A 13,424-nucleotide genomic window follows, 5' to 3' on the forward strand; every position below is an offset into this window, starting at 1 on the left:
CACATAAGGGAATAGGATGGAGAAATAAAAAGAATATGACTTAGATAGGGAAAAGTTGTATAATACCCTTTGTAGATTATGTTAAAACCTGGATTTAATGTATGTGTGGGGGTATTTTCTGAATGGTCAATCCTGGATTTATGATAGTTGTTACCATGGTTCTTTTAGTTTATGGTGGGCTTAACTACTACATAGGTCTGCGTGGATGGCAGGCTCTGTTTAGCTATGTTCCATTTTTTAATTCCAAGGTTTATTGGACAATTTTCTTGCTGCTTTCTCTAGCTTACTTATTTAGTAGGTTATTGAAAAAATTTCTTCCTATCATCTTACATGAAATACTAACTGTTCTTGGAGCGTATTGGATGGCCTGTATGCTCTATTTCTTATTAATAATATTGTTGCTGGATCTCCTCCGTGTGTTTGACAGTCGGCTCCATTTTGTACCAGTAGGAATAAAACAGAGTTTGAACCCTGTCTTAGGGCTGACTGTTTTCGTATTAGTAATAGGAATTATTAGCTATGGAGCCTGGAATGCCCGTCATCCACGAATTAACCATTATGACCTAACAATTACAAAACAAGCAGGAGCCTTAAAGAAACTACACGTTGTCATGGTTTCCGATATACATCTTGGAACAATTATTCAGAATGATCATCTTACCAAGTTGGTCGACAAAGTTAATGAGCTGAAACCCGACTTGATTCTTATGGCGGGAGATGTGTTTGATGAAGATATTGAATCCAAAAATAAACAGCAAGTTGCGGATAACTTCCGTAGGCTGTCCTCTACTTATGGGAGTTTTGCTGTGTTAGGCAACCATGAATACATTGGCGGCAATGCCAATGAGGCAATAAAATATCTAAATGAAGCAGGAGTAAAAGTGTTAAGGGATAGTTCAGAAGAGGTTGGGGGGAGTTTCGCCCTTGTAGGGAGAGATGATTTATCGGGATCACGTTTTAATGGAACGAAGCGAGAAAGCTTAGCAACTCTGATGGAGGGGATAAATCCCTCTTTGCCAATTATAGTAATGGATCATCAACCCTCTCATTTGGAGGAACCGGTTGAACAAAAAGTAGATCTTCAGGTTTCTGGGCATACTCACAATGGGCAACTATTTCCCATTCAGTTTATTACACAGAAAGTTTTTGAACAGGATTGGGGATATCTGCGCAAAGGGGACTTTCAACTCATAGTATCATCGGGTTATGGGACATGGGGGCCTCCGATTCGAATCGGTAATACCCCTGAGATCGTGGATATTACAATAACATTTAAATAGTAACGTTAAATGAGCTCTGGAAGAAGTTTGCTTCCAGAGCTTTTTGTTTGTGTTTAGAGCCAAGAACTTAGCTTAAATTTCTCGTTGACGTATCAGGAGATTAGTGATAACATAAGCCTTAAAGATAATGATATTGATTATCAATTGCAAACATTTTGCAATAAGGAGTGGAAAGAATGCCTTTAACTATGTTATCACCGGGTAAAGAGGCTATAGTTGAAGCATGTAGAGCTAAAGAAACAACTAAAAAGTTTCTGGAAGGTTTAGGGATTATTCCTGGGGTTACGATATCAGTCATTACCGAGTTTAGCGGCAATCTAATTGTGGCCGTCAAAGGATCTAGATTGGCCTTAAATAGGGGAGTTGCTCAGCAAGTAATGGTACATGCATGAGGTTTTGGAGGAGGTAAATATTTTGGATAGAACTTTAAAGGAGTTACGAACAGGTGAAAAAGGCCTGATTGTCAAAGTCTTAGGTGAAAAGGGTTCTGTAAAGAAACGTTTAATGGATATGGGTGTGACCCGGGGAGCAGAAGTATTGGTAAGGAAAGTAGCGCCACTTGGCGACCCAATAGAAGTCAATATTCGGGGGTACGAATTAACCCTGAGGAAGGCTGAGGTGCAAAATATTATACTAGAATCAGGGTTGCTCCTGCATAAAGAGGAGTAATTTTTTTAAGATTCAAATGAGAATGGTTATCGACGTCTTGGGGGGAGTTGTGGAGTAGTGTGGTTAAAGTTTGCATTAGTAGGGAATCCGAACTGTGGAAAAACTACTTTGTTTAATGAAATTACTGGGGGCACTCAGTATGTTGCAAACTGGCCTGGAGTTACTATTGAAAAAAGAGAAGGAAAAGCCAAAAAGTTAAAAGAGGATGTTCTGATTATCGACCTTCCGGGGATCTATTCATTATCCCCATATTCTATGGAGGAAGTCATAGCCAGAGATTACATTATCAATGAAATGCCAGATATTGTGATCAATATCATTGATGGTACTAATATAGAAAGAAACCTATATCTGACCACTCAATTAATCGAATTAGGGGTAAATGTTATTGTTGCTCTAAACATGATGGATTCCGTAGATGCCAAAGGGGATAAGATTGATCTGGCTACCCTGGAGTCTTCACTGAATATACCAGTGGTGCCAATCACTGCGAGCAAAGGCAAGGGCGTAAAAGAACTTTTGGATAGAGCTCTTAGTGTAGCTCAAACAGCAGCTTCAGGCCATAGTTCTCCACAGCTTCAAGAGATACATAATAAAAGTATCATAGCAAGTATTGAGGAAATTGAAAGCAGGATTCTACCGGAACTAGAGAGTGAAGTGAAAAATCCTCGCTGGACAGCTTTAAAGCTATTGGAAGGGGACGAAAAAGTTCAAGAAACATTGAAGGTTCCAGCTTCATTGTTAATAAGGCTTAAAGCGTATCAGGAAAGATTAGAAAAGAAATTTGATATGGATATCGAGACAGTTATCGCCGACAGCAGATATCAATTTACGACGAATGTAACACGCAAAGTTGTTAAGAAAAAAGCAGATAACTCATACTTAACCATGTCAGATACAATTGATAAAGTTGTGACCAATAGAATATTAGCAATTCCATTGTTTTTAGCGCTGATGTTTGGAATATTCTCTATAACCTTTGGTACCATCGGCTCTTCTACTATTGACTTTGTTGATGTGTTGGTGAACGAAACAATCGCAGACTTTGCTCTGACCGCCCTTGAAGGAGCAGGAGCAGCAGTTTGGTTGCAGGATCTTATTGTAGGCGGGATTATTGGCGGGTTGGGAAGTATGTTGGTATTCGTGCCGCAAATTATGATCTTATTTTTCTTTCTATCCGTTCTAGAGGACACTGGCTATATGGCGAGAGCAGCGTTTGTTATGGATCGACTCCTGAGAAAGCTGGGCTTAAGTGGAAAATCATTTATTCCCATGCTGATAGGTTTCGGATGCACCGTTCCGGCGGTCATGAGTACAAGAACTTTGGAAAATGAAAAGGATCGGCGCTTAACGATCATGCTCGTCCCATTTATGTCCTGTGGTGCTAGACTTCCCATCTATGCTTTGTATACAGCTGCCTTCTTCGCCAGCAATCAGACCGTGGTAGTATTCTCCCTTTATATCTTAGGCATTATTGTGGCCATTTTGTCTGGAATTTTGCTTAAAAAGACTATCCTTAAAGGAGAGGTAGCACCCTTTGTAATGGAGTTGCCTCCCTATAGAATTCCCACATTAAAAGGCTTAATGTTCCATATGTGGGATCGTGGCAAAGGATTTGTCAAAAAGGCAGGGACAATCATCTTTGCGGCGGCTGTTATAATCTGGTTTTTACAATACTTCAACTTTACGTTCCAAGCGGTTTCGGAACCAGCTGAAAGTATGCTCGGATCATCAGGTAGTGTTATTGCTCCGCTTTTTGCTCCGCTGGGTTTCGGAGACTGGCGATCTGCTGTTGCTCTGCTTACTGGGTTTATCGCCAAGGAAGCGGTTGTGTCGACAATGGGTATCCTGCATGGTGTGGCAGAGGCTACTGAAAGCTCAACGGATCTTATCACGGCTCTGCAAACGGTATTTACTCCATTAACCGCCTACGCCTTCATGGTCTTCTCTTTACTTTATCTTCCTTGCATAGCAGCTTTTGCAACTATTAAACGGGAGATGAATTCCTGGAAATGGACAATGATTACTATAGGATATTCAACAGGGGTTGCAGGGCTGGTTGCATTTTTAATCTTCCAAATTGGAAAATTGCTGGGTTTTAGCTAATTAATTAAGGAATGGGTGAATTAAATGATTAATTGGTTTATCGGCAGTTTCATTGTCGGAGCGACTGCGTTTATCATTGTAAGGTCAATTTGCAGAATGAGGAAAGGAGAAATTTGCTGCAGCAGCTGCACTCAAAGCCAATGTAATTGTCTCGAAAAATCCTAAGACCTTAATTAAAAATACAAAATTATTACAAATGAAAAAAGTTTGTTAGGAGGCGGAAACAATGAGTATCGTGCTAGTTGGTGGTCATGACAGAATGCATAGTGAGTATATGGGTATCTGTAGTAAGCGGGGGCACAATGTAAAAGTCTATACTCAGATGCCCACGAAGTTCGATAAAGTAATCGGATCGCCTGATGGAATTGTTTTATTCACATCAACAGTCTCTCACAAAATGATTCATACTGCAGTAAAAGAAGCGAAGAGAAAGAAAATTCCTGTGTTTAGAAGCCATAGCAGCAGCGGTGCTTCATTGGACAGACTGCTGGATGAACTTGAAGAAAAAGTCATTGTATAATTACAATATCTTAAGATAAGCGGCTATAGATAATCTCTAGTGGAGGAAAGGTATGTTTCAATTCATTCAAAGACTATTTCGTCCTCAACACTTCCACGATATCATTGAGTGTCTAGCAGCTGCTCTGGAAGCAAAAGATTTGTACACTAGCGGTCATTCTTCTAGGGTAGGGGATATGTCCTATGATTTAGGACGCGCTATGGGACTAAAAGGGCAGGAATTAGAAAATCTTCATATTGCGGCACACCTTCATGACATAGGCAAGATGGGTATATCCGAAAACATACTCAATAAAAAGGGAAGACTTCTTCCCCATGAGTGGGCCCAGATACAAAACCATCCAGAAATTGGCTACAAAATCTTGGCTAAATCAAAGGGTCTTAAGCAAATTGCTGAAATTGTGCTGCATCATCATGAGCGCTGGGACGGGAAAGGTTATCCTGATGGCTTATATGAAAACAGAATTCCACTAGGTTCAAGGATAATTGGAGTAGCTGATGCTGTTGATGCGATAACTTCGATGAGGCCCTATCGCAAGGCCTTGTCTTGGGAAGAATGCTGGGATGAGGTTGTCTTAAATAAAGGTATACAATTTGATCCCGTTGCAGTAGAAGCCTCAGAAAGACTATGGAAAAAATGGCGAGAACGATCCCTGGAGTCTGAGAGGAATGAGGGCGATTCTAAATTGGCAGTTGCAGCAGTTCATTCGAAATGTTAGCTTAGGCCGTGTATTATCAACAAAATTTTTTTGATTTAAACAAATAGTAGACACACCACTTACAAGTAAAGTGGGTGTCTACTATTTGTTTATGCTTAGAATGTCTGTTTATCTAAGTGCCTCTGCGATACTCTGACCAAATTCTTGACACTTAATTAGAGCATCTTCATCAGGATTCCAGGTTACCCGTAACCCTTCATTGAGTAATTCAAACTTAGCGTGTTCTAATTCAGTTGAAATAAGTTTTGTGTTTTCACCACTCCAACCATAACTGCCGAAAGCGGCTCCTCTTTTGTTTTTAAACCCTAAACCTTTAACCATTTCTAGGATTCCGGCAACTGCAAATGAGATACCCTTATTAATGGTTGGTGAGCCGACTAGAATTGCCTTGGATTTAAAGATTTCGGTAATAATATCATTTTTATCGGAATGGGTAGAGTTGCAATTAAATAATTTGACTGTAACATCTGGGTCACTCAATTTTATGCCGGCTGCAATATTCTCTGCCATCTTCCGGGTACTGTTCCACATAGTATCGTAAACAATCGTTATTTGATTTTCTTGATAATCCGATGCCCATTCTACATACTTATTGACTATCTGAATTGGGTTGTCTCGCCAAATAACACCATGGCTTGGGCAAATCATATCCACTGGCAGATTAAAGCCTAAGATCTCGGTAATTTTGTTGCGGACAAAATTGCTAAATGGCGTTAAAATGTTCGCAAAATATTTCTGAGCTTCCCGATATAACTCTGCTTGGTCAACTAAATCATTAAACATGTGCTCTGAAGCCAGATGCTGTCCGAAACCGTCATTACTGAACAAAATATTATCTCCCGTTAAATAGGTGAACATGGTATCAGGCCAATGGAGCATTCTAGCCTCAACAAAAACGAACTCTTTCGAACCAAGACTCAGTTTATCTCCGGTTTTAACGGGTACGAAGTTCCAATCTTGATGATACTGCCCTTTTAGGGATTTGATGGCATTAGCGGTACAATAAATTGGGGTATTAGGGATTTCCCGCATTAGCTCAGGTAAAGCACCACTGTGATCAGGTTCTCCGTGATTAACAATTATAAAATCAATTGTGTTTAAATCAATTTCTTTCTTTAAATTTGCGACAAATTCTTTGGCAAAAGGCGTCCATACGCAATCAATTAAGGCAGTCTTCTCGTCGCGAACTAGATATGAATTATAGCTGGAACCGTTGTGTGTAGAGAGCTCATCACCATGGAACTTTTTCAATTCCCAATCAATTTTACCCACCCATTGTACATTTTTATTAACTGTAAAACTCATAATACGACCTCCTGAATTTGTTTTGTTGAGTCATCAATCTTTTAATAATGTTAAGCCTCGGCTAATCTGAAGCAATTACGTCCGTTCTGTTTTGCTTGATAAAGGGCTTTGTCCGCAGCTTCGATTAGAGGTGTGGGAGAATTAGCGAGGTTAGCATGTCCAACGGCTATTCCTAAACTAATCGTAACTTTAGGTGTAACAGAGGAAAGACGATGGGGTATTTCTAGATTTTCCACACTAACACGTAAGGTCTCAGCTACAATTACGGCACCCTCCACAGTGGTATTTGGGAGAACAACCACAAATTCTTCTCCCCCATAACGTGCGATAAAATCCCCTTGGCGTTTAAGGGAGCCTTTTAAGGAGGCTGCGACTTCTTTAAGGCATTCATCCCCTTGCAAGTGACCGTAAGTATCATTATACGCCTTAAAGAAGTCGATGTCACATAATATAAGTGCGATAGGTTCTCTGTTGTGTGTCGCCAATAACCATAGCTGGTTAAGGAACTGATCAAAGTGACGGCGGTTAGCTATTCCTGTTAATCCGTCAACTGAGGAAAGAAAACTTAGTTCTTGGTTGGCATTTTCTAACTGAAATCTTTCCATAAGTAGAGTGTTTGCTAAAGGTCGGAAAATATACAATCCCAGAAAAGCGAGGGTTATAAGAATTACCAAGCCACTCGTAATTTCTACTAGCCTAAGTTGATGAACCTTGGCTTCACTTTCTTTCTGGTGCAAAGATACTATCTGATCCAGAGATTCTAGGATATTTCCACTTTCTTGAAGCAGATATATTAAATGAGAGTTATTAGGAGTAAGTAAGTGTTCAGGATCTTGGGCTAAGGCCAAGGCTTCAGATAAGTAGCGGTTAAGCCGAGTGTGCATATTTACGGGTGGACTAAAATACATTTCTTGCATTTGAGGTGATAAGCAATGTGATGGAATTATATGAGTACTATCTTCAATTAAGGTTTGGTGATTTGACTGCAGTTGAGCTATTGTTTCCGACAATTGCTCTCTAATCTGCTTGCGATCACTAGTATTAGAACTGTAAACTAGTTCAACACTAAGAAGTGCTGCTTTTTGAGATAGCCAGCGTTGGCTCCCGCTAATATTAACAAGCAGCGCACTATCAGATTGAGTCGAAATAACTTGGTGCATTGCAAAGAATGTAGCAAGCGTAAGCAGGGCTATTAAACTCAAGGCTGAAATGTATGTGCGTGTTAGTTTAGACGGGGAAAAAAGTTTCATGTAGTATACTCCTAAGCTCTGTTATGTCGATAGAGATAGATATGTAAATTATTTCTTCTACATTGTCATAAAATATTCCTGCCGAAGAGGGGTAAAGTTAGATATTACACAAATTGGACTTCGCAGTCCAATTTGGTCGAGTGTATGGCTGCTTTTCGTTTATAAAAATAGGGATAGAAATGCGTTTGCATTTCTATCCCCTTTCAGGTTTAGGCTCTACTTGGCCAGTTCCGGCAGCTGCTTTTTAATCAATTCGATCATTGTAGGATTTTTGATCTCAATAGGTTTAGTAGCAGGGTCATCTTGCAGGTCTTCATATTTCATAGCTCCAAAGCTATGATCACGAGTAAAGTGTCCACGTTCATCAGTTGGGTTTTTCCACATAAGTTTATCCAGATCAAAGGTTTTACCAGCATGACACTTGACACAGTTGTCGGTCGGTTTGTCAGTCGGCAGCAGAGAACCATTGGTGTTAGCCTTATGGGTTGTATGACATGTCAGACATTGGTTTAATTGTGAACTCTGAGCATGTTTGCTAGCGAAGTAGTTACGTGTACCATAGTGTGTGTTTGCAGTGAAGTTTCCTTGAGCATCCTTGGAAGGATTACTTTCATGGCAACTTAAGCAAGATTCTTTTGCAGTCTCGGAGTTCATTGTTCCCTTCTTATCGGTAGCACTTACATGGTTTCCACCAGGGCCATGACAAGACTCACAGGATACACCGTAACTGGGAGATCCAACTTCAATTCCGGGAGCATGGCATTTTCCGCAAGTAAAACTTTCTGCAGTCCAGTCATTTTTACCATCATTATCAATGTCAGCTTGTTTTGGTGCTTCAACAGTCCACTTGTCATTTGTTTTATGAACCGCACCCACTCGATATAGCTTTTCCTTAAATCCAGCTGATTCTGGAATTTCAGCAATTACGTAATCGTCCATCATTACGCCGTAAATTTTCGCCTTGGATAAATCAAGAGTCGTTGAGGTTGGCTTATCTTTGTTAGCTGCATCAAAAATTGTAATTTCGCCTAAAGGTTTTTCCAAAGGAAAATCGGCAAGGGGTTTAAAGGCGGCGTGATGTTTTGTATGAGTTACATTTTCAAAAGTTTCGGTATGACAGGCCTTACATGCATCATCCCCTGCATAGGACACTTTAGGGGTTTCGGTTAACTGAGGACCCGATGGTTGAGGTGTTGGAGTTTCATCGGTCTTGTTGCAACCCATAGCTAGTACTGTTAAAAAAGTAAGAGAAATAATTGAAGCGATAAATGGTTTCTTCCAGTTCATTGAGTCGTTCCTCCTTTAATGTAGTTTCCAAACAAATTTCGACAATTTATTGTTTCGACCAGAATTGGTCAGGAAGACAGGGATATATATTAATTGGTCTAAGATAGTGATTAAACAATGGTCTTAGTTTGCTTATTATTTAATCGGATAATGCTTAAAAACTAAAATAATTTGTATGAAATTTATGGTAATTAACCGATATAAATCGAAGATTCATTTTTCTCAATCAATTTATCCTAAAATTAAAGGTTTTTTGATTCCGTTCGCGAATAATCCTAATTACCAATTCTCTTATTGATTAAGACAGAAAGAAGGGAACTTTGTGCGTTCGCTAAAAAATCAAATTCTTATTGTGTTGTTGTCATCGCTTTTTTTACTGGCAGCTTGTTTTCTCGTAGTTCTTGGACTATATATGAAGGATCGAGCAGTGGCAGCAGCGATAATTAAGGTTAAGGCGGATTTGGCTACCTGTGAGGAGATTATTGATAAGACATATCCCGGGGCGTGGTCAGAAAACGACGGAAATCTCTATAAAGGGACAGAGAAAATTAGTTTAAACAATGACTTGGTGGATCATTTATCCAGTTTGACTGGGGATACAGTAACCATTTTCCTTAGAGATACCCGGGTTGCCACAACCATACGTGGTTCAAATAATGAACGAGCAATTGGTACTAAGGTTTCTGAAAGTATTGTTCAGACGGTTCTCAAAAATGGTCAAACCTACGTAGGGGAAGCCGATGTAGTAGGACAGTGGTATCAAACAGGTTATGTACCATTACGTGCAGAAAACGGTGACATCATTGGCATTTTTTATGTGGGAATATCTCATGCCTATGAACAAGAGATAATCACCCGGTCTTTGATTATAATGGCAGAAATAGGACTTGCCTTGACTCTATTGGTAGCGTTTCTTACTTGGTTTTTTCTCCAGAAAGTTATTATTTACCCTTTGCACAATATTATGTTAGGGACTCGGGACGTAGCAACCGGTCACCTTACAGAGAAGGTTAAAGTGTCTGGAGCGAAAGAAATTGAAGAACTTGAAGATGCCTTTAACCAAATGGTAGAGCAGATTCAATCTCTTACTTCGGAAGTGAATCGAATAAACAGCCTTAATTCTAGCAATACCCCAAACGAGACGCTAAATCTTACTCCAGCTTATATGCCCCCGCCTAGCTTCGAGCTTCCGGGGAATATAGGAGATACTGGATTACCAAAAGGATTACATCAAGCAACTCTTGGTCAGATAGTGCAGTTTCTACAGGCAAATAAACGTCCACTCTCCGCAGAGGAAGTTGCAGAAGGAGTTAAGCTTACTAGGGTAACAGTACGCCGCTATCTAGAATTTCTAGAACATTGCGGAGTATTAAAATCTGAGCAGAAGTATGGCACAGTAGGGAGACCTGTGAAATTATTTATACCACAGTGAAATACAACTATTGTCAATAGACTTCGCCCTGGATTTTAGGCGGAGTCTATTTTGATGTTTAAATAAGGCGAAGTATCATGAGCTTTGGATTTCATACAACAAAACTAATAGGATTTCCATAAGGGTATAAATGTAAGATATGTCTGATTTGGTAAATTGATAGATATTTTCTTAATTAACTTAATTTTCTTTATTGATAAAACGCTTATTTAATGTTCATAAACACGACAGTAAGCTGACGGAGAGGTAAACTGTTCACAGCAATCGAAATTGACAAACAATTTCGATTTATCTGAGAGGATATTCTTGAAGAGGAATAAAGAAGAGAGGTGAGAAACGGGGTAATAAAAATCTTTATATAAAGGAGGATTATCATGTGTGAAGCCGGTACACCTAATCAATTTGCCCAAAAGCTGGATAATTATATTGACAGTCTGACCCACAAAAAGGAAAATCTTATTGCAGTTCTTCATTATGCTCAAGAAATATATGGATATTTGCCTGACAATGTGCAATGGCATATTGCTCAGAAGTTAGATATACCTTCCGCTACAGTTTACGGTGTAGTAAGTTTCTATTCATTTTTTACGATGATACCTCGTGGGGAACATGTAGTTAATGTCTGCACGGGTACAGCTTGCTTCGTACGGGGGGCAGATAAATTAAAAGAAGAACTTGAAAGTCAGCTAAAAATTAAGGCCGGAGAGACAACTCCTGATAATCTCTTTACCTTAGAGACATTGCGCTGTGTTGGAGCCTGCGGTCTCGCTCCAGTCATGATTGTCGATGGCAAAGTGCATGGACGCATGCAAAAGCCACAAGACATAAATGAAGTTTTAGCGAAGTACCGTGCAGAAGGATAGATCCATATCTCAATTTACCGTGTTTTTTTAGAAGTAACCGTCCCCAGTATACGCTCTGAGAAGCGTCACCGAAGGAAGGGAAAGCCATATGAAACTCAAAAGTATTGATGCATTGAATGAATTACAAGCTCAAAGCCTTAAACTCCTTGAAACTAGACGGATTATGGATTCCGCTGGAAGCGAAAAAACTCAAGGGCCGGTAAGGCATGTTATGGTCTGTGGAGGACCTGGTTGTCATTCCTCGGGAAGTCCGGGAATTGCCCAACGTTTAGAGGAAGAACTGAACAGATTGGAATTGTCTGAACAGATTAAAGTCTTCCAACCTGGCTGTTTTGGCTTTTGTGAAAAGGGCCCGATGATTCAAATTTTCCCTGAAAATGTAACTTATTGTGAGGTCTCTAGTGAAGATGTAACAACTATTGTCGAAGAACACTTCATGCAAGGAAAGATAGTAGAACACTTGCTTTTTATGGATCCTGAGACTAAAGAGCGTTTTGCTCGTAGCATCCCTTTTTACAACGGACAACTTCGGATAGCTCTTCGCAATGTTGGATATATTGCCCCGGAAAATATCCTTGAATATATTGCAGCAGATGGTTATCAAGCCTTAGCCAAAGTTCTTTTTTCTATGAAGCCCTTTGAGGTTATAGATGTTCTTAAGCAAAGTGGACTGCGGGGGCGTGGTGGTGCCGGGTTCCCCACAGGTTCAAAGTGGGATTTTACCCGTAAGAGCCCAGCTGACCAGCGATACATTATTTGTAACGCTGACGAAGGAGATCCGGGTGCTTTCATGGACCGCTCAGTCTTGGAAGGTGACCCCCATAGTGTTTTAGAAGCAATGCTTATTGCAGGTGCAGCCATTGGAGCATCCGAGGGATATATCTACGTTCGGGCAGAGTATCCAGCAGCAATTAGTCGCTTAAAAATTGCCATAGAGCAAGCCCGAGAATATGGGTTACTAGGAAAAGGAATTTTAGGCAGTGATTTTAGCTTTGAGATTGAGCTTAAATACGGAGCAGGTGCCTTTGTCTGTGGTGAAGAAACGGCGTTGATTCATTCCATTGAAGGGGCCAGAGGGGAACCTTCTGTAAAACCGCCATTTCCGGCTCAAAAAGGTTTGTGGGGTAAACCCACTTGCGTCAACAATGTAGAAACCTTGGCCAATATTCCGCCGATTATCCTCAAGGGAGCAGAATGGTTTTCTAATATTGGTACTGAAAAAAGCAAGGGGACTAAGGTCTTCGCTCTAGCAGGTAAAGTGAATAATGTAGGACTCGTAGAAGTTCCCATGGGCACAACACTGCGGCAAATTATTTTTGATATTGGCGGGGGACTTAAGCAGCATAAAACATTTAAAGCGGCTCAAACCGGGGGCCCTTCGGGCGGATGCATTCCGACCAAGTATCTGGATTCCCCTATTGATTATGAGTCTCTGGCAGCTATAGGCTCCATGATGGGTTCGGGTGGACTCATAGTCTTGGATGAAGATGATTGCATGGTCAATATCGCCAAGTATTTTCTAGAGTTTACGATGGACGAATCCTGTGGTCGATGTACAGCTTGTCGGGTTGGTACCAAACGTTTGCATGAAATCCTGGAGAAGATCACCGAAGGAAAAGGGACGTTAGAGGATTTAGACAACATGGAAAGATTGTGTAATATCATTAAAGACACAGCTCTTTGTGGTTTAGGGCAAAGTGCCCCGAATCCCATTCTCTCTACCTTAAAGTATTTCCGGGAAGAATATATTGCCCATGTTGTTGACAAGACCTGTCCTGCAGGCGTTTGTAAGAGCCTGCTCAAATACGAAATTACAGATAAGTGCGTTGGGTGTTCCCTTTGTGTTAAGAAATGTCCAATGCATTGTATCACTGGCACAACTAAAAAACGTCACGTTATTGATCAAGAACGTTGCCTAAAATGTGGGGCATGTATGGAACAATGTCGTGTCGTCGGAGCAATCATCTGCCATTAAGGTATCCCTAAAGGAGGAC

Annotated in this window: 12 protein-coding genes; 9 read left to right on the plus strand and 3 right to left on the minus strand. The window is 40.4% G+C overall.

All coding sequences use genetic code 11. The annotated features are described in order from the left end of the window. Nucleotides 1–122 precede the first annotated feature (122 nt). From DESMER_RS03245 to DESMER_RS03270, 6 genes are all read left to right on the plus strand, one after another. A complete protein-coding gene (locus DESMER_RS03245; protein WP_014901632.1) occupies nt 123–1,280 on the plus strand; it encodes a metallophosphoesterase in 1,158 nt (385 codons plus the stop codon). A gap of 176 nt (nt 1,281–1,456) precedes the next feature. Next, nucleotides 1,457–1,672: a FeoA family protein gene (locus DESMER_RS03250; RefSeq protein ID WP_014901633.1), complete on the plus strand. Its 216-nt coding sequence runs from the start codon at nt 1,457–1,459 to the stop codon at nt 1,670–1,672. A 22-nt stretch (nt 1,673–1,694) separates the two neighbouring features. After that, entirely contained in the window at nt 1,695–1,949 is a 255-nt protein-coding gene (locus tag DESMER_RS23895) for a FeoA family protein (protein WP_014901634.1), read from the plus strand. A 57-nt stretch (nt 1,950–2,006) separates the two neighbouring features. Next, nucleotides 2,007–4,055: a ferrous iron transport protein B gene (gene feoB, locus DESMER_RS03260; protein ID WP_014901635.1), complete on the plus strand. Its 2,049-nt coding sequence runs from the start codon at nt 2,007–2,009 to the stop codon at nt 4,053–4,055. A 226-nt stretch (nt 4,056–4,281) separates the two neighbouring features. Beyond that, nucleotides 4,282–4,575, plus strand: coding sequence for a DUF2325 domain-containing protein (locus tag DESMER_RS03265; RefSeq protein ID WP_014901636.1), 294 nt, complete (start codon nt 4,282–4,284; stop codon nt 4,573–4,575). A 52-nt stretch (nt 4,576–4,627) separates the two neighbouring features. Then, the gene (locus DESMER_RS03270; protein ID WP_014901637.1) at nt 4,628–5,293 is read left to right on the plus strand and encodes an HD-GYP domain-containing protein; all 666 of its coding nucleotides are present in this window, start codon (nt 4,628–4,630) and stop codon (nt 5,291–5,293) included. 108 nt (nt 5,294–5,401) lie between these two features. On the opposite strand, the gene DESMER_RS03275 is transcribed toward DESMER_RS03270, so the two are convergent. The 3 genes from DESMER_RS03275 to DESMER_RS03285 all read right to left on the minus strand — a co-directional run bounded on the left by DESMER_RS03275 (nt 5,402) and on the right by DESMER_RS03285 (nt 9,135). Then, nucleotides 5,402–6,598 carry an anaerobic nitric oxide reductase flavorubredoxin gene (locus tag DESMER_RS03275; RefSeq protein WP_014901638.1) on the minus strand — a complete coding sequence of 399 codons (1,197 nt, stop codon included), beginning with the start codon at nt 6,596–6,598 and terminating at the stop codon, nt 5,402–5,404. Between the two features lie 50 nt (nt 6,599–6,648). After that, the gene (locus DESMER_RS03280; RefSeq protein WP_014901639.1) at nt 6,649–7,848 is read right to left on the minus strand and encodes a diguanylate cyclase domain-containing protein; all 1,200 of its coding nucleotides are present in this window, start codon (nt 7,846–7,848) and stop codon (nt 6,649–6,651) included. A 216-nt stretch (nt 7,849–8,064) separates the two neighbouring features. Beyond that, nucleotides 8,065–9,135 (minus strand): cytochrome c3 family protein, encoded by a 1,071-nt coding sequence (locus DESMER_RS03285; RefSeq protein ID WP_014901640.1) that lies wholly within the window; start codon nt 9,133–9,135, stop codon nt 8,065–8,067. A gap of 322 nt (nt 9,136–9,457) precedes the next feature. On the opposite strand from DESMER_RS03285, the gene DESMER_RS03290 reads away from it, so the two are divergent. From DESMER_RS03290 to DESMER_RS03300, 3 genes are all read left to right on the plus strand, one after another. Continuing rightward, nucleotides 9,458–10,567 carry a cache domain-containing protein gene (locus DESMER_RS03290; protein ID WP_014901641.1) on the plus strand — a complete coding sequence of 370 codons (1,110 nt, stop codon included), beginning with the start codon at nt 9,458–9,460 and terminating at the stop codon, nt 10,565–10,567. 374 nt (nt 10,568–10,941) lie between these two features. Then, nucleotides 10,942–11,430 (plus strand): NADH-quinone oxidoreductase subunit NuoE family protein, encoded by a 489-nt coding sequence (locus DESMER_RS03295; RefSeq protein ID WP_014901642.1) that lies wholly within the window; start codon nt 10,942–10,944, stop codon nt 11,428–11,430. Between the two features lie 88 nt (nt 11,431–11,518). Beyond that, on the plus strand, nt 11,519–13,405 hold the full coding sequence (locus DESMER_RS03300) for an NADH-quinone oxidoreductase subunit NuoF (protein WP_014901643.1): 1,887 nt from the start codon (nt 11,519–11,521) through the stop codon (nt 13,403–13,405). Nucleotides 13,406–13,424 lie beyond the last annotated feature (19 nt).

Source organism: Desulfosporosinus meridiei DSM 13257 (genome assembly GCF_000231385.2).
Classification (GTDB): domain Bacteria; phylum Bacillota; class Desulfitobacteriia; order Desulfitobacteriales; family Desulfitobacteriaceae; genus Desulfosporosinus; species Desulfosporosinus meridiei.